Raw genomic sequence first — 26,784 nt, forward strand, 5'->3', positions numbered from 1 at the left:
TATCACCGCAAAACATGATAAAAATAGGGTTGACAAATAACTTAAGGGAAAAGGTGAATTGTATGGCGTTTTATGGCGACTCTGACGCGCAAGAAACCCAGGAATGGCAAGAAGCATTTGATTCAGTATTACAACATATGGGCACGGAGCGTGCTGCTTTCTTACTAGAAAAACTTTATCAACGGGCTATTGCAAAACATGTTCCAATCCAACGCCTAAATACCCCTTACCTCAATACCATTTCAGTTGAAGAACAACCAGCGATGCCTGGTGATCAGGATATGGAACGTCGTATCCGTGCCTTGATTCGCTGGAATGCATTGGCAATGGTGTTGCGTGCCAATAAAACGGGTGATGATTTGGGTGGTCACCTTGCCAGTTTTGCATCGTCTGCAACGCTTTATGATGTTGGTTTTAACCATTTCTTCCGTGCTGCCTCAGATAACTTTGGCGGTGATATGATTTATTACCAAGGACATTGTGCGCCTGGTATCTATGCGCGCTCATTCCTTGAAGGTCGTTTAACTGAAGATCAATTGAATAATTTCCGCCGTGAAGTGGGTGGAAATGGTCTTCCAAGTTATCCGCATCCCTATTTAATGCCTGATTACTGGCAGTTCCCGACTGTATCAATGGGTTTAGGCCCGATTATGTCGATTTACCAAGCGCACATTCAAAAGTATTTGATGAATCGTGGCTTGATCAAAGAAGAAGATCGTAAAGTCTGGGCATATCTAGGCGATGGTGAGATGGATGAGCCTGAAAGTACGGGTGCAATTTCACTGGCAGGTCGTGAAAAATTAGATAACTTGGTTTGGGTGGTGAACTGTAACTTACAGCGTCTGGATGGCCCAGTACGTGGTAATGGTAAGATCATCCAAGAGCTTGAATCATTGTTCCGCGGTGCAGGCTGGCGTGTGATTAAGGTGGTTTGGGGTCGTCATTGGGACCCATTGCTTGCACAAGACGCTTCTGGCGCTTTAAAAGCGGTCATGGAAGAAACAGTTGATGGTGAGTACCAACGCTATCAAGTGAAAGGTGGTGCATATACCCGTGAGAAATTCTTTGGCAAGTACCCTGAAGCTGCGGAACTGGTCAAAGATTTGAGCGATGAAGACATTGATAATCTTAACCGTGGTGGTCATGACCCGTACAAAGTTTTTGCTGCCTATGCAGAAGCAATGAAAGCCAAAGGTCAACCTACCGTTATTCTTGCGAAAACAGTTAAAGGTTACGGTTTATCTGAAGAAATTGAAGCGGTGAACAAAACCCACCAAATCAAAAAAATGCAGATCGACTCTTTGAAGTATGTACGTGACCGTTTTAATCTGCCATTTACAGATGATAAGTTAGAAGAGTTGCCATTCTATCGTCCAAGTGAAAACTCTCCAGAAATGAAGTATATGAAGGCGCGTCGTGAAGCATTAGGGGGTTACCTACCTGCACGTCGTCGTGAGAGTGAAACTTTAGCGATTCCTGAACTCTCTGTATTTGATGCGGTATTAAATGGTTCCGGTGGTAAAGAACAATCGACCACGATGCTGATGGTGCGTTTAATTGCGGCTTTACTGAAAGAAAAAGCCATTAAAGACCGCGTTGTTCCAATCGTTCCAGACGAAGCACGTACCTTTGGTTTAGAAGGGATGTTCCGTCAGCTGGGTATTTATGCCGCTCACGGTCAAAAATATACCCCAGAAGACCAAGAACAGTTAATGCATTACCGTGAAGCAAGTGATGGTCACATGTTGCAAGAAGGCATTAACGAAGCGGGTGCGATGAGTGCATGGGCTGCGTTGGCAACCAGTTATTCAACCAATAACTTGCCGATGATTCCAATGTACATGTACTACTCAATGTTTGGTTTCCAACGTATTGGTGACATTGCATGGGCTGCTGGTGATGCACAGGCACAAGGTTTCTTGCTCGGTGCAACTGCTGGTCGTACCACATTGAATGGTGAAGGTTTACAGCACCAAGATGGTCATTCACATATCTTGGCGAACACCATTCCAAACTGTGTATCTTATGATCCATGTTTTGGTTATGAATTGGCAGTGATCGTACATGATGGTTTACAACGTATGTATGTGAACCAAGAGCGAGTGTTCTATTACTTAACCGTAATGAACGAAAACTACGAGCATCCTGCAATGCCAGAAGGGGCTGAGGAAGGCATTAAACGTGGTATGTACTTGTTCGAAAAAGACGAAAAAGCCACTGTGCAATTATTGGGTTCAGGTGTCATTCTTCGCGAAGTGATCAAAGCTGCGAAAATCTTACGTGATGAATACCAAATCCATTCAAACGTTTGGAGTGTAACCAGCTTCAATGAGTTGTCGCGTGATGGCATGGCATGTGAAGAATACAACCGCCTACACCCACTGACTGAAGAAGTGAAAGAATCTTGGGTATCTAAACAGTTACGTGGTACAGAAGGTATCGTTGTTTCTGCGACAGATCATATGCGTGCGTATAGCGAACAAATCCGTGCATATCTCCCAGATGGTCGTCCATTTGTTGCCTTAGGTACTGATGGTTACGGTCGTTCAGATACACGTGCCAACTTACGTAGTTTCTTTGGTGTTGATGCTGCGCATATCGTGGTTGCGACGTTGAAAAAATTAGCAGATGAAGGCGAAGTGGATGCACGTTTAGTGAAAGATGCGATTTCTAATTTTGAGTTAGATACTGACCGTCCAGTAGCATGGGCGCCACAAGCGCACCCAGAAGTTCAGGCAGTTGCTGAATACCATGAAACGCAAACAGGTGAGGGGAAATAATCATGCAAATCCAAGCACCTGATATTGGCGTAGATAAAGCACTGGTTGCAGAAATCTTGGTCAAAGTAGGCGACCATGTTGCAGTAGACGATAGCCTTTTGGTTTTAGAGTCAGATAAGGCAACGGTCGAAGTACCAAGCACTGCGGCAGGTATCGTAAAAAGTATTCTGGTTCAACAGGGCGATGAAGTCACTGAAGGCGTCGCATTGATTGAATTAGAGTCTGAGTCTGCTGCTGAAGCACCTGCGAACGAAGCACCGAAAGCAGAAGCGCCAAAAGCAGAAGCGAAACCTGTCGAAGCTGTAACAAAAGCACAACCCGCTGCCGCTCCAGTAGCGACAGCAAGCCAGGTTGTGGATGTAAAAGTTCCAGATATTGGTGTGGAAAAAGCGCTGGTTGCAGAAGTGTTGGTCAAAGTCGGTGATCAGATTGAGCCAGAACAAAGTATTGTCGTGGTTGAATCAGACAAAGCGACGGTAGAAGTCCCAAGCTCTGTTGCTGGTGTTGTTGAAGCCATCCAAATCAAAGAAGGCGATAGCATTAAGGAAGGCGTGGTCTTGATTCAGGTCAAGACCGCAAGTTCGGCTGCTGCACCAGAATCGCAAGCAGCACCTGCTCAAACAGAAGCGCCAGTCGCAACAACAGAAGCACCAGCTGCAACGAATACCTCAACAGGTAATGTTGAAATTGAAGTGCCTGATCTGGGTGTAGAAAAAGCACTTGTTTCAGAAATTCTGGTCAATGTTGGTGATCGCGTCGAAGCCCAACAAAGCTTATGCGTGGTTGAGTCAGATAAGGCTTCGGTTGAAGTGCCAAGCTCAGTTGCAGGGATTGTGAAAGCAATTCATGTCTCTGCCAATCAAGAAGTGCGTCAAGGCGTGGCTTTGGCAACGATTGAGGTGAGTGGTCAGGCTGCTGCACCAGCAACAGTGCCAAAAGCTCAACCAACCACTACGCCTCCTACTCAAGCTGAACCAGCAAAACCACAGACGGCAGCGACAGCAGCACCAAGTGCTCCAGCGCAAGCTGAGAAGCTGACCAAACAGCAAGAAGCAGACAATGCCAAAGTCTATGCTGGGCCAGCGGTACGTAAACTGGCACGTGAGTTAGGTGTGGTTCTTGGACAGGTCAAAGCCTCTGGTGAGCATGGTCGCGTGATGAAGGACGATGTTTTTGCCTATGTGAAAACGCGTTTGACTGCACCACAGGCTGCATCGACCTCTCAAGCTGCTCCAGTGGCTTCAGGCTTACCGAAGTTGCCAGACTTTAATGCATTTGGTGGCGGTGAAGTGAAAGCGATGACGCGTTTACAGCAAGTGTCTGTACCGCAATTGTCATTGAACAATTTCATTCCTCAAGTGACGCAGTTTGACTTGGCGAATATTACTGAACTCGAAGCATGGCGTGGCGAACTGAAAGATGGCTTTAAAAAGCAGGGTCTCAGCTTAACCATCTTGGCCTTTATTGCCAAGGCGGTTGCGCATTTGCTGAAAGAAGAGCCGTACTTTGCTGGCCATTTGGCTGATGATCAGAAGTCAGTCTTGTTGCGTAACGAAATTCATATGGGGATTGCGGTTGCAACACCAGATGGTTTAACAGTTCCAGTACTGCGTAATCCGGACCAGAAATCAATTAAGCAAATTGCAGCTGAATTGGCGGAACTCAGTCAAAAAGCCCGTGATCGTAAATTGTCACCGAAAGATCTACAAGGTGCCAACTTCACCATTACCAGTTTGGGTAGTATTGGTGGTACCGCATTTACGCCGTTGGTCAATTGGCCGCAAGTTGCGATTTTGGGTATCTCACCGGCGACCATGCAACCGGTATGGAATGGTAAAGACTTTGATCCACGCTTAATGCTGCCATTGTCATTATCGTATGACCACCGTGTGATTAATGGTGCTGACGCAGCACGTTTTACCAATAAGCTGACAAAATTGTTAAAAGACATCCGTAGCTTATTGCTCTAATTGTTTTGAACTTGGAAAACCTCGCAGAAGCGGGGTTTTCTGTTTTTAGGCTGAATAAAATATGAATAGATGTATGTTATGTTGAGCTGAGAATACATTTTCATTGCTAGAGGGAGCGGGGATGTTGGTGATTTATCGGGTGATGCTGCCTTTGTTGCTGATTGTTTTTGTAGCGATGGGCTTGTGGGTCAGCTTCTTACATTTTCCATGGGATTGGGTGATGTATGTGGTCATGGGGCTTGAAGTGTTGCTTGCGACCGTTGTGATGGCAATGGAGTTTCAAGCACAAGATGTGGGCGGAGCGAGTGGTTGGGGCAGCTTTGGTTTTTTGGGGCTAAGTGCCTATTTGGCTTTTTTGCTTGGTCTTTTACGGGTGTTGCTGTGGAGTTACCAAAAATTTTGGGCATAAGCATTCAAAAGCATTTTATTGTTTGCTAGAATGGATTCACTTCATTGGGGAGTAGCCGCTCTTTACGCAAAGTAAAGAGGTGATGATCAACATAATTGTTCAACCGAACATGGTCATCATAGCAAAGAACCAAGAACAGCTTCTCAGCTGTGCTTTTGTTGGCAAGACCTTTGATTTACCACTCTGCATCAATCTATTTGATTTTGGCTAGCAGGAGCGGTAGGTCATCGGTATATTTTGCTAGCCAGAGCATTCACTATGTATGAATTCCTCATCTCCACTTCAATTGTTGCCATTGCTGAAATGGGTGATAAAACGCAATTGCTTGCCCTGTTACTGGCTGCACGATTCCGTAAACCGATTCCGATTTTAATAGCCATCTTACTGGCCACCACAATTAACCATGGTATTTCTGCTGTATTGGGACAATGGATTACCACTGTACTCAGTCCTGAAATTTTATTATGGATTCTGGCACTTGGTTTTATTGGCATGGCAATCTGGATGCTGATACCAGATGAACTAGGTGATGAAACTGAAAATATCAATAAATGGCAGAAGTTTGGGGTATTTGGTGCAACCTTCATCCTGTTTTTCTTGGCTGAAATTGGCGATAAAACCCAGATTGCAACAGTGGCCTTAGCAGCGCGCTTCGACAGTGTGTTCTGGGTGATGCTGGGCACCACATTCGGGATGATGCTTGCCAATGCCCCCGCGGTATTTATTGGTAATAAGTTGGCAGATAAATTACCGATTTCATTGATTCACAAAATTGGTGCTGCGATTTTCTTGATTGTCGGTGTTTCAACTCTAGCGCAGCATTATTTCTTCTAAATGGTTTGAATTTAAGATCATCCAGACCCATCCAATAGAGATGGGTTTTTTCTGATAAATTAGGATAAAAATCCAATATCTGATTGAAACATGAACTAAATCCCATTATTTTATTATGGAATTAAAAATATTTCATATTTAAAGAATTTTTCTGGGGTAGTTATGAGTTTTGAGCGGACAACATCGCAAATACTGTTTGATAATGGCACACATAAATGCATTAGTTTTACCAGTTTGGTTAAAGGGGAAGGCATTCAGGCCAATCAATTTTTAATTATTGATCATGAGCGTGCAGCGGTTCTAGATCCAGGTGGCGACCTCACCTATGTGCCTTTAACCATGGAGCTCAATCGCTATACCAAATTAAAAAATTTGGACTATGTGATGGCTTCACATCAAGACCCTGACATTATTACCTCAATGCCGCGTTGGTTGGTGTATACCGATGCCAAAGTGGTAGCCTCTAAGCTATGGGCGCGCTTTTTACCTCATTTAAATTCAGCCTTTATGAGTGATCGCATGAAAGGGAATTGGGAAGAGCGCTTGATCGAGTTATCGGATACGGGACAGATTATTCCTTTGGGCGAGTCTGCGATTGTGGCTGTCCCTGCACATTTCCTACATTCGGTGGGGAATTTCCAGTTTTATGATCCAACTGCCAAAATTCTGTTTTCAGGAGATATGGGGGCTTCCATTGTTGAGGATGCTAGCCAGCCGATTACTGATTTTGACGCCCATATTAAAAAGATGAAAGGCTTTCACCAGCGCTATATGTGTTCCAATAAAGTGATTTGTTTATGGGTGAATATGGTGCGGCAAATGGATTTGGAAATGATTGTACCGCAACATGGGACCGCTTTTATTGGTAAGGAGATGATCAATCAATTCTTAGATTGGATTGAAACCTTAGAATGTGGTGTGGACTTAATGAATGAATATGTCTTTAGTTTGCCAGCTGAAATGAGTTAAGCAATGATCAGTGAAATATAATGTTTTATGGCTGGTGGAATAGCAAAGTCGTTATCCCACTAGTCAGTTTTAGAATTTGCAATGTAGGTTGTTGAAAATTCTAATATTGAAGCGCCAAGATACGGACTGTGGTTTTAAGGTTCAAGACGAAAACCGATTAGGTGAAAAGTCATTCAAGTGTCGATTCAAATTATTTTCATCATAGAAAATGAAAATCACATCGAAATTTGTTTATAATAGCTCACGGAAATTACCAGTGAGATTGTTATGCTGACCATCGTTCAAGAAGCGTTAACCTTCGATGATGTCTTATTACTTCCTGCCTACTCAACTGTTCTCCCAAAAGATGTCTCCTTAAAGACACGTTTAACTCGCGGAATTCAACTTAATATCCCTCTCGTTTCTGCTGCAATGGATACGGTGACTGAGTCACGTATGGCAATTGCGATGGCGCAAAACGGTGGTATTGGTATTTTGCACAAAAATATGGATATCGCAGCGCAAGCCGCTGAAGTCCGTCGTGTGAAAAAATTTGAAGCAGGTATGGTGAAAGATCCAATTACGGTCACCCCTGAAACAACAGTTCGTGAATTGATTGCAATCACTCAGGCCAATAATATTAGTGGCGTACCTGTTGTGAAAGACGGCAAAGTGGTTGGAATCGTGACAGGTCGTGATACACGCTTTGAAACCAATCTTGAACAGCCTGTAAGTAACATCATGACAGGTCAAGATCGTCTTGTGACTGTACGTGAAGGCGAGTCTAAAGAAAATATCCAAGCATTATTGCAAAAACACCGTATTGAAAAAGTATTGGTTGTTGGTGAAAACCATGAACTGAAAGGCTTAATTACGGTGACTGATTTCCGTAAAGCTGAAAGTTATCCAAACAGCTGTAAAGATGACCTTGGTCGTTTACGTGTTGGTGCTGCAGTGGGTACTGGTGCTGAAACACCAAGTCGCGTGGAAGCTTTGGTCGATGCTGGTGTTGATGCGATTGTGGTCGATACCGCACATGGTCATTCTGCTGGCGTAATCGAACGTGTACGTTGGGTCAAAGCCAACTACCCACAAGTGCAAGTGATTGGTGGCAACATTGCGACTGGTGATGCAGCATTGGCATTGCTTGATGCGGGTGCAGATGCCGTGAAAGTCGGTATCGGCCCTGGTTCGATTTGTACCACACGTATCGTGGCTGGTATTGGTATGCCGCAAATTTCGGCAATTGATAGTGTTGCCAATGCACTAAAAGATCAAATTCCTTTGATTGCAGATGGTGGTATTCGTTTCTCTGGCGATATGGCGAAAGCGATTGGCGCAGGTGCGAGCACGATTATGGTGGGTTCACTTCTTGCTGGAACTGAAGAAGCACCAGGCGAAGTTGAATTCTTCCAAGGTCGTTACTACAAAGCATACCGTGGCATGGGTTCATTGGGTGCAATGGCGGGTGTATCTGGTTCTGCAGACCGTTATTTCCAAGATGCTAAAGCGGGTGCTGAAAAGTTAGTCCCAGAAGGCATCGAAGGTCGAGTTCCATATAAAGGACCAATGGGGAATATCGTTCACCAAATGATGGGTGGTCTACGCTCATCAATGGGTTATACCGGTTCATCGGTGATTGAAGATCTTCGTCAAAATGCAAAATTTGTGAAAATTACTTCAGCAGGTATGTCGGAATCACATGTTCATGACGTCACTATTACTAAGGAAGCACCAAACTATCGAGTTGGTTGATTTTTGGTAATTTTGCTGATTGAAAAACCGTCAGGCCACTGACGGTTTTTTTTGTTTTGGTGTAAAGTGAAGTAGATGAAGAAAGATATGGTTACAGACCATATAAAAGATAAGAAAGTGAGTAGAAGATGAGTTATTTTGGTACTGATGGAATTCGCGGTAAATTTGGACAACTGCCAATTACTCCTGAGTTCGCACTAAAATTAGGCTTTGCCGCAGGAAAAGTATTAAAAAGAAATAGCCCTAAAAATAAACCGATTGTGGTGCTGGGGAAAGACACGCGCTTATCGGGCTATATTTTAGAAGCTGCGTTACAAGCAGGCTTGAATGCGGCAGGTGTATATGTGCATTTATTGGGGCCACTACCCACTCCTGCGATTGCGCACCTTACCCGCGCGCTACATGCGCATGCTGGGATTGTGATTTCTGCATCGCATAACCCATATTTTGATAATGGCATTAAGTTCTTTTCCAGCGAAGGTAAAAAATTACCAGACTCTCTACAAGACCAAATCAATCAGGAACTGGAAAAAGAGTTACTGATTGAGGACACCGCAAATCTAGGAAAGAGTGTGCGTGTTAAGGATGCCAATGGTCGTTATATCGAATTTTGTAAATCAACTTTCCCGTACCATTTTGACTTACGTAATTTAAAAATCGTAGTGGATTGTGCCAATGGAGCAGCCTATAGCGTAGGTCCGTCAGTGTTCCGTGAGCTCGGTGCTAAAGTTATTCCACTGTTTAACGAGCCAGATGGTTTAAATATCAACGAAAACTGCGGTTCAACTCATCCAGAACAATTACAGAAAGCGGTATTGGAACATCAAGCCGATGTGGGTATTGCCTTCGATGGTGATGCTGACCGTGTGGTGATGGTGGATAAAAATGGTCAATTGATTGATGGTGACCATATCTTGTATATCCTTGCAACTCAGGCAAAACATAAGCCAGAGGGCGTTGTAGGTACGGTCATGAGTAATATGGCGCTTGAGTTGGCTTTGCAAAAAGCTGAGGTTGGCTTTGTCCGTGCCAAAGTGGGTGACCGCTATGTATTACAAGCCCTGGAAGAAAAGAATTGGGTGACAGGTGGTGAGCCTTCAGGCCATATTTTGACTTTGGATAAGAGTACGACAGGAGATGCCATTATCGCAGCTCTGCAAGTGTTAACGGTGATGGTTGAACAAGGCAAAGCCTTACATGAGTTAGTGGACGGTTTTGTGTTATTCCCGCAAGTGTTGGTCAATGTTCGCCTGCAACACATGATTGACCCTTATTCGATTCCTGCCTTGGTTGCAGAATTTGAGAAAGCGGAACAGCAACTAAAAGGTCGAGGCCGTTTATTGATTCGTAAATCAGGTACGGAACCTGTGATTCGTGTCATGGTGGAAGGTGATCAGCAGCAAGAAGTTGAGGCTTTGGCCAATCATTTGGCCGATGCAGTACGCGCTCAAGCTCAAGCTGCTTAAGGGAGGGCCATCATGAGTGATGTCATTAAAGACCTCAGCGAATTACGTTTGAGCTATGAGCAAGGTGAATTACATGAAGCTCAGATCAGTGCTGAACCGCATGCGCAATTTCTGAATTGGTTCAATCATGCCCTTGCAGCACATTTGCATGAGCCTTATGCCATGTCGTTGGCGACAGCAAATCAGCAAGGTCGCCCGCATGTGCGTACCGTATTATTACGTGGCGCGACAGCAGCGGGTTATGATTTCTATACCAATTATGACAGTCAAAAAGGGTTGGACTTGGCAGAAAACCCTTATGCTGAACTGCTATTTTACTGGCCAAGTCTAGAGCGTCAGATCCGTATTGGTGGCAAAGTTGTTAAGATTTCTGAACAAGAATCGACGGATTACTACCATAAACGTCCACGTGATAGTCAGATTGCTGCACATATCAGTACCCCGCAAAGTGGGGTGATTGAAAGCCGTGAGTTATTGCAACAACGTTTTCAAGCGCTGCAAAGCCAAGTTCAAGATGTGTTGGATAAGCCTGAATTTTGGGGTGGATATCGCTTAGAAGCCGATTACTATGAGTTTTGGCAAGGGCGACCAAATCGCTTACACGACCGTTTAAGTTATGAAAAACAAAATGGTCTTTGGACTATACAACGCTTGATGCCATAAATGACCCAGATTCAAATTCAACAAAGACCTTTACTGACGCGCCCTGAACAGTTTCAGGGCGTGCCTGCGTTTATTGCCGAAATTTTAGCAAGACGTGGTGTGCAGTCTGAGCAAGAGCTGGAACTCAAACTCAAGCATTTGCTTTCCCCTGAGCTTAAAGGCTTAGCAGAGGCAGTTGCGTTGATCGATCAAGCCATTGATCAGCAAAAACAGATCGTGATTGTCGGGGACTATGATGCCGATGGGGCGACCAGTACCGCTTTAATGGTTCTTGTCCTGCAAGATATGGGGGCTAGCGTTGAGTATCTGGTGCCTGATCGTTTTAAGTATGGGTATGGACTCACGCCGGCAATTGCTGAATTAGCCAAGCACAGTTATCAGCCTGATCTTTTGATCACAGTCGATAACGGGATTTCCAGCCATGCCGGTGTGGAAACGGCACAGGCACTGGGGATGCAGGTGATTATTACCGATCACCACTTAACCACTAAGCCGACACCGAGTGCTGAGGCTGTGGTTAATCCGAATCAGCTAGATTGTGACTTTCCCAGTAAAGCACTGGCGGGGGTAGGCGTTGCCTTTTATGTACTGGCAAAATTGGCGAGTTACCGCAGCCAGCAAGCTAAAAGCAGTAGCAAAGTCACCCAGTATCTAGATCTAGTGGCTTTGGGAACCTATGCCGATGTCGCAAGTCTAGACTATAACAATCGGATTTTGATTGATGCTGGGTTAAAGCGGATTCAGCAACATCAATGTCGTGCAGGCATTTTGGCGTTATTGGATATCGCGGGTCGTGATGCTGCGAGCTTGCGCGCGCAGGATTTAGGTTTTGTCGTCGGTCCTCGTATTAATGCCGCAGGTCGTATGGAAAGTATGCGGATTGGGATTGAGTGTCTACTCGCTGCCGATATGCAAACAGCTTATCCAATTGCGCAGCAATTGAATCAGCTCAATATTGAACGCCGTCAAGTTGAAACTGAAATGAAGCAACAAGCACTGAGTGCACTGCAACATATTCAGTTAGAAACAGAGCATTTACCTGCTGCACTGGTGATGTTTGATGAACAATGGCATCAAGGTGTGATTGGTATTGTGGCTGGGCGCTTAAAAGAGCAATTCCATCGTCCAAGTCTGGTATTTGCACCCGATGAAGATGGTATCCATATTAAAGGTTCAGCACGCTCAATCGATGGTATTCATATTCGCGATACCATTGAGCAAGTTGCTGAGCAAAATCCGCATTTGGTTAGTCATTTTGGCGGCCATGCAGCAGCAGCGGGCCTGACGTTGAAGAAAGAACATTTTGATGCATTCAAAGCTGCTTTCACCCACGCTATTGCTGAGATGGATGATGATTTATTTACGGCGACTTTATGGACTGATGGGGAATTACATGAGTCAGATTTGCATTTAGGAACCTTGGATTGGATTGAGCAGCTTGGACCTTGGGGACAAAAGTTTCCTTTACCTCAATTTGAAGGACGCTTTAAAGTCATTGATTATCGTTGGCTCAAGGAGCAACATTTAAAACTCAAGTTGGCGGTTGGGTCACATGCCATTGATGCGATTGCATTTAATGCCATGGATCGTTTTGAATTTAATCCAATGCTGGGTTATGTGGATTTAGTGTATACCTTGGAGCGCAATATCTTTAATGGCAGCACTAGTCTACAACTGCAAATTGCCTATTTAAAACAATAAAAAAATCCGCTCTGATGAGCGGATTTTTTTACTGTTAATATGCGATTGATTAGAAGCGGACAGTACCGTTAAGGCCGTAAGAGTCAGCGCCATCTGTTGTGGTATAACCGACACCTAAAGCAAATTGTGGGGTAAAGAATTTTTGTGCGCGAAGACTGAAAACACTGTCTGAATCATCCGCAGTAGAATCTGCAAATGAGATACCAACACTGAGGGTTGGATCAAGATAAAGATCGGCACCTAAACGATAAGTTGTTTCATCACCAATATAACTGAGTGCTTCAAAGTTGGTATAGTAACCCCCAATTTGTGAAACATACTTCGCGCGTAAAGAAACAGCAGTATCGTCATTCTCACCAGACACGATTGCAGCATTTGAAAGGGTATTGGTAAAGCCATATTGAGCAATTTGCACTGGATTTAGGCTATCAGATAAATCGGCAACACCGACTGCAAGGAGCAATCCATTGATGGGCAAGAAACCAGCTTCAAGACTATAGCCATCGCCATTTTCAGAATCAGAACCTAGACCATTAATTGTTGCTTTGATATTGGTACGGTGCAAGGCCCCAGAAAGATAGAATTGTGAATTAGGAACATAAAATTCACCTTGAAATCCGATAATGTTGAATTGTAAGTCACCAAAATCTTGGTCATCTTTGAGTTTGCTATAGGCATAGCCACCACCGATATTCGATGCTTTATCTAAGAAAGCAGCTTCTGCCAAAGGCGCATTACGGGTTTGCACAGGGTTAAAATAATATTTACCCGTGATGACAGCACTGTTACCTTTACCATCATCCATATTGATATGTTCATATGCACCGTTAACTTCGGTTTGATAAGCATGGGCATTGACTGCAAAGCAAGCACTCACAAGTGTTGCAAGAAGATTTAATTTTTTCATTAGAATTTCCCCCGATTAAAAATAATACATATTTTGTTGCATTGAGTAGTGTATTCAAAAATGGATAAGCGTCAATTGCTAAATGCAGACAGCAGTTGAAAAACTTATAAGGGAAGAAAGGGAGAGTAGGGATTAAAAGTGGATAAGAGCACTATTTAAAGCAATAAAAAACGCCCTGAATGATTCAGGGCGTTTTTTAGCTTATATGCTTCTGTTCAGGTCTTAGAAGCGGTATGCACCACGAAGACCGAAAGAGGTGTAGTCATTATCGATATATGATTTATCGTTACCGAAACCTACACGACCTTCCAAGCTCACTTGTTGATTGAAGAATTTCTTCGCAGAAATACCCCATTCATTTGAGTTAACGATTGTGTCGTCATACTTAAGTTTTTGATAATCAACACCAACACTTAAAGTTTTGTCGATGAAGTAATCACCTTTTAATTTCACTTCTTTGTTGTCACCAAAAGCAGTATAAGCTTCTAAGTTCACGTCATTTTGACCAACTTGAGTGACATATTTGGCACGAAGCGTCGGGCTGGTTTCACGGTCGCCGTCTTTCACGTCAACCGTTTTTGCACCCGCAGCAACCAATAAACCTGGTGCTGGTAAGTAACCCACTTCAGCTGAATAATGGTTGATTTTTAATTTGTCTTCATCAGTTGCATATTTAGAATTTGGTTTGATTTCTTCACGGCCAATATTACCGCTTAAATAGAAGTCGCTGTTAGGAACAAAGTACTCAATACCTGCACCATATTGATTGTTTTTGAATGCATCATCTTTTTCATAAGCGTACTGTGCTTTTACGTTGCTCGCACGGTCAAGGAAAGCTGCTTCAGCAAGCGGTGCATTACGTGTTTGCACTGGGTTGAAGTAATATTTCCCATCTACGCTGAAACGATCACTGTCACCAAAACGATCTTGGTCTTTATAGGTATAAGAACCACCTACCTCAGCTTGATAAGCATGAGCAGTTCCTGTTACTGCGATTGCAGATAAAAGTGCTGATGCAATTGCTAATTTTTTCATGGTTGTTTCCTCATTAAGATTTAAACCAAGTGTTAAACATTGATACATGTTTTGTTACAACTTGAGTCTAGAGCAATTTTCGCGAGCGTCAATCTTGATAAGGTAATCGAACTGTACAAATGTAATTAACTTGTAATAATTATATTTTAAATTATTGATATTTATCATTAAAAATTCATTGTTTTGATTTATTAAAATTTAGGAGGAATTGTGTGTTTTAGTATATTTAGTCGAATTTTCACACAATGGGCCGAGCAAAATCAGGGCTTAGAAATATTTCAAAGATAAAATAAATTTATTTATAATTTTTTATTTTAATAAATAAAAGTATTAAAAATGACATGGCTGTGTCGACTAAAACAGTTATGTTAAAATAACGGATTAAGTGAAAAAATAGTGTGAGAACAGACGCGTGGAAATTAATCCGTATTTAATTCAATTGAAAGATTTATCTGATCGTAGCCAAACACTACGGGGGTATCTTTGACTACGATCTAAAGGTTGAGCGTTTAGAAGAAGTTTTAAGAGAATTAGAAGACCCAGCGATTTGGAATGATCAAAACCGTGCTCAAACCATCGCCAAAGAAAAGGGCAGCTTAGAAAATACGATTGGTGTGTTTGATCGTCTTGCTGAACAGTTAGATGATGCCAAAGCCATGCTTGACCTTGCGGTTGAAGCAGATGATGAAAGTTTATTATTGGATGTTCAGGCCGAGTTGGATAGTGCTGAAGAGGCGCTAGGTAATCTTGAATTCCGCCGTATGTTTAGTAATCCAATGGATCCAAATCCATGCTTCCTTGAAATTCAATCAGGTTCAGGTGGTACAGAAGCACAGGATTGGGCATCGATGTTATTGCGTATGTATTTGCGCTGGATCGAACGTCATGGCTTTAAAGCTGAATTGATGGAAGTGTCAGACGGTGATGTGGCTGGAATTAAATCAGCAACCATCCGTGTTGATGGTGAGTTTGCTTATGGTTGGTTGCGTACTGAAAGTGGCGTACATCGTTTAGTCCGTAAGTCACCATTTGACAGTAATAACAACCGTCATACTTCATTCTCTGCGGTATTTATCTCCCCTGAGATTGATGACAATATCGAGATTGATATCAATCCATCCGATGTTCGTACCGATACTTACCGTGCTTCGGGTGCGGGTGGTCAGCACATTAACAAAACCGATTCTGCAGTACGTTTAACTCACGCACCGACAGGGATTGTAGTGGCTTGTCAGAACCAACGCTCACAACATGCTAACCGTGACCATGCGTGGAAGCAATTACGTGCCAAACTCTATGAATTAGAGATGAGCAAACGTAATGAAGCTGCTCAAGCCTTAGAAGACTCGAAGTCCGATATCGGTTGGGGCAGTCAAATTCGTTCATATGTTCTCGATGACTCACGCATTAAAGACTTGCGTACTGGTGTGGAAAATTCCAATACCAAAGCGGTGTTAGATGGTGATTTAGATAAGTTCATCGAAGCAAGTTTGAAACAAGGTTTATAAGTTTTAATCCAATTAAAACGGCAATCTCGTTCAGCATCGGCTGGTTAATCGAAAAAATATGATATTAATATCGAAAAAAATGGATATTAATATTTAAAAACTTCGATATACTGGTTTCAGGTGCTGAACAAAGCGTTGCCGCTTGAGAAACGTGGTGAGTCTATGGATATTGATGTTATAAGCAAAGCCTTAGCCAATCCATTACGTCGACAGATTTTGCAATGGCTAAAAGAGCCTGAGCAATTTCTACCCGTTGAGCAATGTGGTGGTAGTTTTGAACGGGGTGTATGTGCAGGGCACATCGAACGTTTAGGAAAAGTTGCACAATCGACCATGTCGAATCATTTGTCTGTATTGCAACAGGCAGGTTTGATTAAGGTTGAGAAATATGGACAGTGGTCTTATTTCACGCGCAATGAAGCTTTGATTCAGCAATATATCGAACATTTAAAACAAGCACTTTAAATCGAAGAAGTGTAAGTTGAGGCGATCATGGCTGAACTAAATTCTACTTTGCAAGTAGGTGATTTCACGATTAAAAACCGCTTGGTTTTAGCTCCTTTAACGAGAGCACGTAGTGGTGCACAGCGTATTCCAAACGATTTGATGGTGGAATATTATCAACAACGTGCCAATGCGGGCTTAATTATTACTGAAGCAACCGTGATTAGCCCAAAAGCAGCGGGTTATGCCAATACACCAGGTTTGTGGTCGCAAGAACAAGCACAGGCATGGCATAAAATTGTTGAAGCCGTGCACGCACAAGGCTCAAAAATTGTGGTTCAGCTGTGGCATGTCGGTCGTATTTCACATCCAGACTTATTGGATGGTGATACACCTGTGGCACCGAGTGCGATTCAACCTGCCGGTGAAGTGAGCTTACTTCGTCCAAAGCGTCCTTTTGTGACACCACGTGCTTTATCCCATGAAGAAATTCAAGAAATTGTCGCGCAATATAGAAATGCTGCTGAACAGGCCAAAGCCGCTGGGTTTGATGGTGTGGAATTGCACGCAGCCAATGGTTATCTGATTGACCAATTTCTACAAAGCACAACTAACCAGCGAAATGATGAATATGGCGGTGCAATTGAAAACCGTGCGCGTTTATTGCTCCAAGTTGTAGATACATTTATCGAGGTGTGGGGTGCTGGTCGAGTCGGTGTGCATCTTGCACCGCGTGGTGATTCCCATGATATGGGTGATGAAAATCCATTGGCAACTTTTGGTTATGTGGTTGAGCAATTGAATCAACGCAATATTGGTTTTATTTTCACACGCGAGTATGAAGCTGAAGATAGTGTATTGCCAAAACTCCGTCCTAAATTTAAAGGGGTGTGGATTGCCAATGAAGGTTTAACTGCGGATTCTGCGAAACGTATTCTGGCGACAGGCCAAGCCGATGCAGTCTCATTTGGTAAACAATATATCGCGAACCCTGATTTATTTGAACGTTTACAACACGATTTGCCTTTAAATCCACTTCAGCCACAAACGCTATATGGTGACGGCGCTGAGGGTTATACTGATTATCCAGCCTTTGAACAGTTAGAAGCTTAATCTGCTTTAAAACTTTAAAAAATGACTCATGTGATTTACCAAAATTGCATGAGTTTTTGTTTTAAATTCCGCATAATGAGCGGGAATCACATTGTCAATTATGGTCTCGGATGGCGCAGAACACAGCAGCACAGCAAACACCGTTTTGGTATAACGTTCTATTGGCTGTTATCAAGCCCTTATACCGTTGGAAAATCAAACAACGGGCAGAAAGTGATGCGCTGTTTCAGCAGGAATGTATCGAGCGTTTTGGGCCGTTTCAGCCTGCTAAAAATTTAGGGGCAATTTGGTTTCATGCTGTTTCTGTTGGCGAAACCAACGCGGCACAGCCTCTGATTGAACATTATTTAAAATTAGGTCATCCCGTTTTAGTGACCAATACCACCAAGACGGGGCAAGCTCGGGCAAAATCCCTGTTTTTAAAAGCCCCTTATCTCGATTTATTTCAGGCGGTATATTTGCCTGTTGATCAAAAAGCATTATTAAAACGTTTTTTTAATCTGTATCAACCTCGGTTATTGGCATTGGTTGAAACGGAGATCTGGCCCAATTTAATTGCCGAAGCACAGCAGCAACAGATTCCCTGTATTTTATTGAATGCACGCCTTTCCGAAAAATCGGCCAAAGGTTATGGCAAGGTTCGTCGTTTAACTCAACCGATGCTGCAACAGTTGACTTGGCTACTGGCCCAAGATGTGGCAACGCAACAACGCTATGTCGATCTAGGTCTTGATCCAGTCAAAAGTCAGGTGGTTGGCAATATTAAATTTGATATTGCTGCACCAGAGCATTTTGTCATGCAAGCACAGCAACTCAAACAAGAGTGGCAATTGGCGAATCGTCAGATCATCACTTTAGCCAGTACGCATGCACCCGAAGAACAAAGTTTACTCAAACAATTGCAGCCGCATTTAAATTCAAATCCAGCGTTGCTGTGTATTGTGGTGCCGCGTCATCCAGAACGTTTTGATGAGGTGTACCAAGTTTGTCAGGGTTTAAATTTAAAAACCCAACGGCGTAGTTTGCAACAATCCATTCAAGCAGATACTCAAGTATTTCTGGCTGATAGTATGGGGGAAATGTGGCTCTGGTATGCTTTGAGCCAAGCTTGTTTTGTTGGTGGTTCATTGAATGAGCCAGGTGGCGGGCATAATATTTTAGAACCGATGGTCTTGAATGTGCCAACCGTCATTGGTCCACGTTATTTCAATTTTCAAACGATTGTGGATGAGTTTGTGGCGCAACAAGGCATTTTGATTGGAGAGGATGCAGCACAGGTGGGGCAGCAGTTATTAGCCTGCCTAGGGGATAATGCACAGACTCAGCAATTGGTTCGACAGGCTGAGCAGGTGTTACAGGCAAATAAAGGCTCGTTACAGCAGCACATTCAGTGCCTTGATCACTATTTACAGCAAACAGCATTATCATGAATATTGTTTTACTTGAAACCGAACAATGTCACTCAATCGATGCATGGCAGATTAACCAAGCTAGACAATTGCAGCATTTAGCTCAGCACTTACAGCTCAATGTTGGTGATACCCTGAAAGTTGGGGTTCGTGCAGGTCAGCGCTACCTTACGGAGGTTGTTTGTATCAGCGAACATGGTATTACGGTTCGCCCAATTCAAACAGAAGTTGTTCCTGCAAAGCTTCCCGTGCATCTAATTCTGGCCTTGCCACGTCCTAAAGTATTACGTCGTATCATTATGGATGCGGTGACTTTGGGCGTGGAACGGATTAGCCTGATTCATAGTTATCGCGTGGATAAGAGCTATTGGCAAACACCGTTTTTACAGCAACTGAATGATTATGTGACTTTGGGCTTGGAGCAGGCGGGCGATACCCTAGCACCCGAAATCCAGCTGTATAAACGCTTTAAACCTTTTGTTGAAGATGTTTTACCGACATTGATTGTTGCGGAACAGCCTGCTTATGTGGCGCATCCCTATGCTGAGCAGCCAATGCCGTATGCGATTCAACATCGCTGTAGTGTGATCATTGGTCCAGAAGGAGGATTTATTCCCTATGAGGTCGATCTACTCATCAAAAACGGCTGCCAAGCGATGAGCTTAGGCAACCGAATTTTGCGAACTGAAACAGCCGTATCGAATATTTTAGGGCGCTTGTTTGTCTGAATTATCCGCCTGCTCAGATTGATCACCACGGTAGACTTTGACTTCTTGTACTGGATAAGGAATTGAAATGCCTTTCTCGTCAAAAGCAGTCACCACCAATTCTTGAATTTCACTGATAGAGGCTGAGGTACTGGTTTCTGTGGTATTGACCCACCAGCGTACCGTTAAATTAATTGAGAAATCTGCCAGCGCAGTGACATTGACCGAGAAGCCTGGTTGACTCAGCACATTCAGATTACGATCCAGGATATCTAGAATAATCTTCTTGGCTTTTTGCATGTCATCTTCATAGCCAATACCGACTACAAATTCACAGCGACGACGTTGATAGGCATTATTGACGGTGACGGCACTGGTGTACACCGTGGCATTGGGAATTACGATACGACGGCCATCAGGCGAACGTAGGAAAGTCGCACGGATTTGAATATCCTCCACATTGCCTTCTAAACCATTTACCACAATATCATCGCCGATGCGGAACGGTTCGCTGATCAGAATCAAAATCCCTGACAATAAGTTCTGGAAGATATCTTTGAAGGCAAAACCAATTGCAACCGAACCAATTCCCAAAGCACCAATCAATTGACTTGGGGTAAAGCCCGGAATGGCAATCACCAACGCAATCAAGAAGCCAAAGAAGATAATAAAAGTACTACCGACACGATTGAGTACTAGGACTAAATTTTGGCGGGTATAGCTGCGATTTTCTAACGTCTTGCGAATAAAGAGTTTAAACAACTTGGTGAGCAGCCAAAAGATAATGAAAACAGTAATCGCAATCCCGATATAGGGAATGCGCTCCCAAAAGCTGTCCATGATTTTATCAATGGTGGTATAGGCATCATGATATTTTTCGGTATGCGCCAATACTGTTTCAGTGGTCTTGGCGCTTGCTTGATGAATCAGCGCACCCGTATCTTTCGCCACTTCAGTCAATGTTGTTTGTTCGTTTGCCACAGCAAGATCTCTATTTCGCAAAGGAGGAGTAAATGAGGGGAGCAATCATAATGAATTTATGCCTAATACGCATGTGAAATTCAATATTTGCTTCCGCTCATGATCAAATCATTCGACAGAGGCGATTGGATTAGAAATAACCGGTGGTATTTTCAATCAGTTGTGTTGGGGTTTCCCAAAGGTCTGGGCTCGCAAAATAATAAGCAAAAATGAAGATCCCTGACATCATCAGTAAGGTGATCAAAATCATCAGCCACGCCAGTAATTTTTCCCATGCCCGTGAAGGGCGAAGATCGCCATAATCATTGCGATGAGGGGTACCTGGTGCCAATAAAACATATAGAGTAAATAGCAACTGAATCACAGGTACCAATAACAGCAAACAGAGCCAGCCGGTTTTATTTAAGTCATGTAGACGACGAATCAAAAACACGATTTGTAAATAAAAGGCACCCAACCATACTGCAATCATGGCAAAGACTGACATGCCTGAAAAGGCGCTGAATATGGCATCATCAATATTGCTGCTTGCAAAAATACCCGCGAAGGCAAAGATCAAGATAAATGCAGCCAGACAGGCCAAGCTGAGTAAACCATACCAACCTAAATAACTGAGGCGATTGAAACGACCGCTTGGAGAGAGCGGATGGTCACTACGGGGCTGTACTTGCACAGTTGTTGCAGGATCAAACATAGAGCATTCCTATTTTTTTGATTATTAAATCTTTTAAGCTTTTAGCAATGATCAAAATAATCACTTATTTTAAGAACAAAAAGCATAGACAAGCAGTTCAAATTTAAATTATTTTGAGTAAATTTTTGAAAGTAAGTGCGTGGTAAAACAACAGGCTTTGTTATTTTAGTTGAGCATGTCAGCTAAAAAGTTGCAATAGCATCGTCCTGACATTTCTACGACCAAAGCCGCATTGTTTGCGCTTGTAAATGGTGCCCATACTGCGAGAGAGAACAAAACATACCCGAGCAATAGATGAGAACATCTAAGGTATGAGATAAAAAACCAAGGAAGTGAGCTATGAAAGAAATCTACCCAGTGCCTGATAAATTCAAAGAAACGGCCAGAATCTCTGAAGCAGACTATTTCAAACGTTACCAGCATTCGATTGAGCAACCTGAAGCATTTTGGGCAGAGGAAGCCGGCAAGATTGAATGGATCAAACCATTCACACAGGTCAAGAATACCAGTTTCCAGCAAGATAATTTCAAAATTGAATGGTTTGCAGATGGTGAGCTGAATGTTTCTGCCAACTGCTTAGATCGTCATCTTAAAGATAATCCTTTAAAGCCTGCGATTATCTGGGAAGGTGATCATCCATCACGACATAAGATCATTTCTTTTGTCGAACTGCATGATGAAGTATGCCGCTTTGCCAACGTACTTAAAAAACAGGGTATTCGCAAAGGGGATCGAGTGGTGCTGTATATGCCAATGGTGCCTGAAGCCGCAATAGCGATGCTGGCCTGCGCACGCATCGGTGCAGTGCATTGTGTGGTGTTTGGTGGCTTCTCGCCAGACTCATTGGCCAGTCGTATTGAAGACAGTCAAGCAAAATTGGTCATTACCGCGGATGCGGGCATGCGTGGCGGCAAGCTGCTTCCATTAAAAGAAAATGTAGATGCTGCTTTAGCAATTAATGGGACGGATAGTGTCCAAAATGTCATTGTGGTGCATCGTACAGGTAATCCGATTCAGTTCAATGCTGAGCGTGATATTTGGTATCACCTTGCCATCATGGAAGTGGATGAGCACTGTCCACCAGAACCAATGAAAGCAGAAGATCCGCTCTTCATTCTGTACACTTCTGGTTCAACAGGTAAACCGAAAGGTGTATTGCATACCACAGGTGGTTATCTGGTCTATGTGAATACCACCTTTAGAGAAGTCTTTGATCTACGCGAAGATGATGTGTATTGGTGTACCGCCGATGTAGGTTGGATTACAGGGCATAGTTATTTACTTTACGGGCCACTGAGTAATGCCACCACCACCGTGATGTTTGAAGGGATTCCACAATACCCAACTTGGGCACGTATCGGTCATGTAATTGATAAGCACAACATTACCATTCTATATACGGCGCCGACTGCGATTCGTGCCATGATGCGTGAAGGCGATGCCTATGTGCGTGAAAGTGATCGCAGTAGTTTACGCCTACTTGGCTCGGTCGGTGAACCGATCAACCCAGAGGCATGGAACTGGTATCACGAAGTGGTGGGTGAAGGTCGCTGTCCAATTGTCGATACATGGTGGCAAACTGAAACTGGCGGTATTTTAATTTCCCCATTGCCGGGTGCAACCGCCTTAAAACCAGGTTCCGCGACACGTCCATTTTTCGGGGTACAACCCGCCTTGGTCGATGCCGAGGGCAATGAGCTTGAAGGTGCAACCGAAGGTAATCTGGTGATTAAAGATTCATGGCCAGGTCAAATGCGAACCATTTGGGGCGATCCAGAACGCTTTATTGAAGCCTATTTCTCGACCTTTAAAGGCAGTTATTTCACTGGTGATGGCGCACGCCGAGATGCAGATGGCTATTACTGGATTACTGGACGTGTCGATGATGTACTCAATGTATCTGGTCATCGTCTAGGGACGGCTGAAATTGAGAGTGCATTGGTGGCACATGAGGCCGTGGCTGAGGCTGCGGTGGTCGGCATGCCGCATGAGATTAAGGGTCAAGGCATTTGTACTTTTGTCACTTTACAAGCTGATGTGGCTGAGTCTGAGGAGCTACGTAAGGAATTGGTCAATTGGGTGCGTAAAGTGCTTGGGCCTGTGGCCACCCCAGATGCACTGCATTGGGCGCCTGCATTACCCAAAACCCGTTCAGGTAAAATCATGCGCCGTATCCTAAGAAAGATCGCGGCAAATGAATTGGATACTTTGGGGGATACCTCAACGTTGGCTGAACCTGCTGTGGTTGAACATTTGATTGCCACGGTTTATCCAAACCGATAAACCCGATGCAAATGTGAAAAGAGCGTTCGATGGAACGCTCTTTTTTTTTATCTGTATTATTTAATTGTGCGCCAAAAAATCTGCCGTGTTTTGTACAGTGGCAAAGAAACCCAGTGCAGATAAGAACGCCGTTTGCACATCTGCGGCTTTGACGATTTTACCCGCATGTTCGAGATCACGGGTTGCCGTGGCATCTGCAATCACAATAGGTTGATAGCCGAGTTCTTTGGCTGCACGTGTACCCGAATCAATACAGACATGGGTCATCATGCCAGTTATCACTAACTGCTCAACTTGATGCTGCTGTAACAACGCTTGAAGATTGGTTTCTAGAAAGCTATTGGGAAAATGTTTTTCAACAATGATTGAGTTCTCGGTCACTTTCAGTTGTGGATGTAATTCAACACCGACGGTATTTTCCTGAAAGAAACTGGCTGAAGCTGGATTAATATGTTGAATATAAATAATCGGTAAATTGTTTTGGATAAAATGATCTTCTAATTGGTTGGTATATTGCAGAGCAAGCTCTGGATTGACCAATTCCATTTTGCCATTTTTAAAATAATCATTTTGCACATCAATAATTAGTAGGGCCTGTTTCATTATGTTTAGTTCCAAGATTAAGATAAAACAAGCATAGGGTGAAACAGAGAAATCGGCTATATTCAGGTGAAAGCATTGTTGCTGGTTTTCTTTCGTAATGAAAAATGAATATTGAACTTGATCCCATCGACTTAAAAATTATTGAATTGCTGAAGCAAGACTCACGTTTAAGCCATAAAGAAATTGGACAGCGCGTGCATCGTACTGGGCAGGCAGTGGGTGCTCGTATTGCACAGTTAATGGATGCAGGCATTATCAAAAATTACACCATCGCGATAAAGTATGAACATCAACAATTCATCCAATTGTTTATGAATGATCAGCAAGCTTTTATTGAGGTTGAGCGTTTGGTTAAACAATATGAGCAAGTGGATGAGTGTTTTAAAATTCTTGGCAATGCCTGCTATATGATCGTGAGCCACTTTAACCCGCCACAATTAAATGAATTTATTGAACAGCTGTCGCAGTGGTGCCGTTATTCGGTTGAAACGGTCATGCGTGAAATTGAGACCCATTAAAATAAAAAAGCCCCAAGCCGAGCCTTGGGGGAGTATCTGCCATTTGTTTTGTTATTCTTTTTATTTAACGCTGAAAACTACGCTGATTTTGCTGCGAGATGATGCTCCTGTTGTTGTTCAAGTTGACGGACCAGCGGTAAAACTTTTTCTCCAAAATATTCCACCTCCTCAATGAAATGCAGAAAGCCTGAAAGAACAAGATCTACCCCCACATTTTTTAAAGCCACAATCCGTTCTGCAATTTGCTGCGGTGTGCCAATCAGATTGGTTTTAAAACCGTCATTATATTGAACCAGATCGTCAAAGGTCGATTTTGCCCAATTTCCCTCACGCTCGGGCGCTGCTGCACCTGCTTCACGAGTCGCATCACCGAAGGCATTCACTGCTTCGACGTTGGCTTGAGCAATGATTTCATTCAGGACTGCTTTGGCTTCCGCCTCAGTATCACGAGCAATAATAAAAGCATTGACGCCAATTTTGACCTGTCGATTGGCTAACTTGGCTTTGCTGCGCACATCATCAACCTGCTTTTTGATTTCTTCAACGCTATTGCCATTGGTAAAATACCAGTCCGATACACGCGCAGCCATATCACGTGCGGCACGTGAACTACCGCCTTGAAACACTTCGATATAAGGTTTTTGCAGCGGCTTTGGTTTAAGCGTGTAATTCTGAAATTGGTAGTATTTGCCATCAAAGCTGTAATTGTCAGTGCTCCATACCCCTTTTAGGGTGCGGATAAATTCTTCTGAACGGACATAACGTTCATCATGTTCAGGCCAAGGTTCACCAATCGCATCAAATTCGCCGCGGAACCAACCACTGACGACATTAATGGCGATACGCCCTTGGGTGAGATAGTCAATCGTGGCCAATTGTTTAGCCGCGAGTACAGGCTTCCAAGGGCCAGGTAGGATTGCTGCAATTACTCGGAGCTTCTCAGTTTTTGCCAAGAGGGCATGGCTGAAACTGACCGATTCATGTTGGTTGTCTGCGCCATAACCCGCGGTAAAACGGATTTGAGTGAGGGCGTATTCAAAGCCGCTTCGTTCCGCTGCTTGTGCGAGACGCACGTTATAGTCATAGCTCCAGTCGGTACGTTGTTCAATGTTGCTTACAACGAGACCGCCACTCACATTTGGAACCCAGTAGGCAAATTTAATTGCGGATGCTGTTGTTGTCATCGTTGTATCCTCCATTCAATATGCTTATGCCACGTGAGTAAGATTCTTGGCTGACTTGGGGTGTAAGCGAGATTCAGCTGCATCCAGATTCGGTACCGCAGCAGATGGGAGTACCTCTGCCTGTTCAATCTGTTTATTGATGCCGAGATTTTGATTGGCTTGTTCAGTTTTGGTTTTGATTGCCGCTGCACGTTGGCCTTTGGCTGGCGCCCACTCTAAAATCGGTAAGGCACGTGCCACGGCGAGGGTCACGCGATCTGATAATTGCTCGCTTTTGACCGTATATTCAGGCGTAAAGTCACGGTCAGTGGCATAGACCCCAATCGGTAAGGTTTGTGCTTGGAAAAAGCTAAATAAAGGGCGTAATTGATGTTCTAATACCAGCGCATGACGGTCACTGCCACCTGAGGCTGCCAGTAAAACGGGTACATCGACCAAAGCCGTCTGTTCAACAAAATCGAAGAAGTGTTTAAATAAACCTGTAAACGAAGCACGATAAACTGGGGTGCCGACAATCAGTGCATCTGCTGCTTCTACCGCTGCGAGATCATCTTGTACGCGTTGTGGCAATTGATTGCGGTAAATGGCTCCACCCAATAATGGCCCGATTTCACTGAGTTTAACGAAATGGACTTTGATATCGATCGCTTCTGAAAGTTCATCCAGAATCGCCTGAACCAAACTTTCAGTTTTTGACGGGCTGTTTAAACCACCTGATACAGCGACAATATTGAGAGGAGTTGTGAGAGTATTGCGATTGGACATAATAACGGCCTAAAAGATCATTTCGAATTGCTATTTATTTATCTACACCGCAGGCCAAGCTGTAAAATAAGGAAATGCTGCAAGCTTATCTTTTTTAAAGATATGTC

23 protein-coding genes and 1 riboswitch are annotated in these 26,784 nt (G+C 43.5%); of the genes, 16 read left to right on the forward strand and 7 right to left on the reverse strand.

All coding sequences use genetic code 11. The features are described from left to right. The first annotated feature begins 62 nt into the window (after positions 1-62). From aceE to recJ, 9 genes are all read left to right on the forward strand, one after another. Positions 63-2,780, forward strand: coding sequence for a pyruvate dehydrogenase (acetyl-transferring), homodimeric type (aceE, locus tag F957_RS19240; RefSeq protein ID WP_016542638.1), 2,718 nt, complete (start codon positions 63-65; stop codon positions 2,778-2,780). Between the two features lie 2 nt (positions 2,781-2,782). Continuing rightward, positions 2,783-4,750 (forward strand): 2-oxo acid dehydrogenase subunit E2, encoded by a 1,968-nt coding sequence (locus F957_RS19235; RefSeq protein WP_016542639.1) that lies wholly within the window; start codon positions 2,783-2,785, stop codon positions 4,748-4,750. A gap of 121 nt (positions 4,751-4,871) precedes the next feature. Beyond that, entirely contained in the window at positions 4,872-5,159 is a 288-nt protein-coding gene (locus F957_RS19230) for a hypothetical protein (protein ID WP_016542640.1), read from the forward strand. 34 nt (positions 5,160-5,193) lie between these two features. Next, a riboswitch (yybP-ykoY riboswitch) is annotated at positions 5,194-5,335 on the forward strand. Positions 5,336-5,417: 82 nt separating this feature from the next. Then, positions 5,418-5,993: a TMEM165/GDT1 family protein gene (locus F957_RS19225; RefSeq protein WP_016542641.1), complete on the forward strand. Its 576-nt coding sequence runs from the start codon at positions 5,418-5,420 to the stop codon at positions 5,991-5,993. Between the two features lie 162 nt (positions 5,994-6,155). After that, the gene (locus F957_RS19220; protein ID WP_016542642.1) at positions 6,156-6,962 is read left to right on the forward strand and encodes an oxygen-binding di-iron domain-containing protein; all 807 of its coding nucleotides are present in this window, start codon (positions 6,156-6,158) and stop codon (positions 6,960-6,962) included. Positions 6,963-7,229: 267 nt separating this feature from the next. Beyond that, positions 7,230-8,696, forward strand: a complete 1,467-nt coding sequence (guaB, locus tag F957_RS19215) for an IMP dehydrogenase (RefSeq protein ID WP_016542643.1) — start codon at positions 7,230-7,232, stop codon at positions 8,694-8,696. A gap of 128 nt (positions 8,697-8,824) precedes the next feature. Next, positions 8,825-10,162: a phosphoglucosamine mutase gene (gene glmM / locus F957_RS19210; protein WP_016542644.1), complete on the forward strand. Its 1,338-nt coding sequence runs from the start codon at positions 8,825-8,827 to the stop codon at positions 10,160-10,162. Positions 10,163-10,174: 12 nt separating this feature from the next. Next, complete coding sequence (gene pdxH / locus F957_RS19205) at positions 10,175-10,825, forward strand: pyridoxamine 5'-phosphate oxidase (protein ID WP_016542645.1); 651 nt, start codon at positions 10,175-10,177, stop codon at positions 10,823-10,825. After that, positions 10,826-12,526, forward strand: a complete 1,701-nt coding sequence (gene recJ / locus F957_RS19200) for a single-stranded-DNA-specific exonuclease RecJ (RefSeq protein ID WP_016542646.1) — start codon at positions 10,826-10,828, stop codon at positions 12,524-12,526. 49 nt (positions 12,527-12,575) lie between these two features. Here recJ and F957_RS19195 read toward each other — a convergent pair whose 3' ends face one another. Then, positions 12,576-13,433, reverse strand: a complete 858-nt coding sequence (locus F957_RS19195) for a putative porin (RefSeq protein ID WP_016542647.1) — start codon at positions 13,431-13,433, stop codon at positions 12,576-12,578. 222 nt (positions 13,434-13,655) lie between these two features. Next, on the reverse strand, positions 13,656-14,468 hold the full coding sequence (locus F957_RS19190) for a putative porin (RefSeq protein WP_016542648.1): 813 nt from the start codon (positions 14,466-14,468) through the stop codon (positions 13,656-13,658). A gap of 412 nt (positions 14,469-14,880) precedes the next feature. Between F957_RS19190 and prfB the strand changes: the two genes are divergently transcribed. The 5 genes from prfB to F957_RS19165 all read left to right on the forward strand — a co-directional run bounded on the left by prfB (position 14,881) and on the right by F957_RS19165 (position 19,670). After that, positions 14,881-15,976 (forward strand): peptide chain release factor 2 gene (gene prfB / locus F957_RS19185; RefSeq protein WP_141669894.1). Its coding sequence is split into 2 segments (ribosomal slippage): positions 14,881-14,952 and positions 14,954-15,976, totalling 1,095 coding nucleotides; the frame shifts between segments, so codons are not numbered across the junction. Positions 15,977-16,138: 162 nt separating this feature from the next. Continuing rightward, on the forward strand, positions 16,139-16,441 hold the full coding sequence (locus F957_RS19180) for an ArsR/SmtB family transcription factor (protein ID WP_010590065.1): 303 nt from the start codon (positions 16,139-16,141) through the stop codon (positions 16,439-16,441). Between the two features lie 27 nt (positions 16,442-16,468). Further along, entirely contained in the window at positions 16,469-17,533 is a 1,065-nt protein-coding gene (locus tag F957_RS19175; protein ID WP_016542649.1) for an alkene reductase, read from the forward strand. 110 nt (positions 17,534-17,643) lie between these two features. After that, entirely contained in the window at positions 17,644-18,963 is a 1,320-nt protein-coding gene (locus F957_RS19170) for a 3-deoxy-D-manno-octulosonic acid transferase (protein ID WP_016542650.1), read from the forward strand. Continuing rightward, the gene (locus tag F957_RS19165; protein WP_016542651.1) at positions 18,960-19,670 is read left to right on the forward strand and encodes a 16S rRNA (uracil(1498)-N(3))-methyltransferase; all 711 of its coding nucleotides are present in this window, start codon (positions 18,960-18,962) and stop codon (positions 19,668-19,670) included. The genes F957_RS19170 and F957_RS19165 overlap by 4 nt, the downstream gene beginning before the upstream one ends. On the opposite strand, the gene F957_RS19160 is transcribed toward F957_RS19165, so the two are convergent. Together F957_RS19160 and F957_RS19155 are read right to left on the reverse strand one after the other, a co-directional pair. Further along, positions 19,650-20,630 (reverse strand): mechanosensitive ion channel family protein, encoded by a 981-nt coding sequence (locus F957_RS19160; protein WP_016542652.1) that lies wholly within the window; start codon positions 20,628-20,630, stop codon positions 19,650-19,652. The genes F957_RS19165 and F957_RS19160 overlap by 21 nt on opposite strands. 130 nt (positions 20,631-20,760) lie before the next feature. Continuing rightward, the gene (locus tag F957_RS19155; protein WP_016542653.1) at positions 20,761-21,324 is read right to left on the reverse strand and encodes a DUF805 domain-containing protein; all 564 of its coding nucleotides are present in this window, start codon (positions 21,322-21,324) and stop codon (positions 20,761-20,763) included. A 339-nt stretch (positions 21,325-21,663) separates the two neighbouring features. Between F957_RS19155 and acs the strand changes: the two genes are divergently transcribed. After that, a complete protein-coding gene (acs, locus tag F957_RS19150) occupies positions 21,664-23,607 on the forward strand; it encodes an acetate--CoA ligase (RefSeq protein WP_016542654.1) in 1,944 nt (647 codons plus the stop codon). 60 nt (positions 23,608-23,667) lie between these two features. Here the strand turns inward: acs and F957_RS19145 are convergent, their stop codons facing one another. Then, a complete protein-coding gene (locus tag F957_RS19145) occupies positions 23,668-24,210 on the reverse strand; it encodes a cysteine hydrolase family protein (RefSeq protein ID WP_016542655.1) in 543 nt (180 codons plus the stop codon). Between the two features lie 104 nt (positions 24,211-24,314). Here F957_RS19145 and F957_RS19140 point away from each other — a divergent pair, with 104 nt between their 5' ends. Beyond that, positions 24,315-24,728 carry a winged helix-turn-helix transcriptional regulator gene (locus tag F957_RS19140; RefSeq protein ID WP_016542656.1) on the forward strand — a complete coding sequence of 138 codons (414 nt, stop codon included), beginning with the start codon at positions 24,315-24,317 and terminating at the stop codon, positions 24,726-24,728. 77 nt (positions 24,729-24,805) lie between these two features. Here F957_RS19140 and sfnG read toward each other — a convergent pair whose 3' ends face one another. Further along, positions 24,806-25,912, reverse strand: a complete 1,107-nt coding sequence (gene sfnG, locus F957_RS19135) for a dimethylsulfone monooxygenase SfnG (RefSeq protein ID WP_016542657.1) — start codon at positions 25,910-25,912, stop codon at positions 24,806-24,808. Between the two features lie 24 nt (positions 25,913-25,936). Then, entirely contained in the window at positions 25,937-26,677 is a 741-nt protein-coding gene (gene msuE, locus F957_RS19130; RefSeq protein ID WP_016542658.1) for an FMN reductase, read from the reverse strand. Between the last annotated feature and the right edge of the window lie 107 nt (positions 26,678-26,784).

The organism is Acinetobacter gyllenbergii CIP 110306 = MTCC 11365 (assembly GCF_000413855.1).
GTDB classification, from domain to species: domain Bacteria; phylum Pseudomonadota; class Gammaproteobacteria; order Pseudomonadales; family Moraxellaceae; genus Acinetobacter; species Acinetobacter gyllenbergii.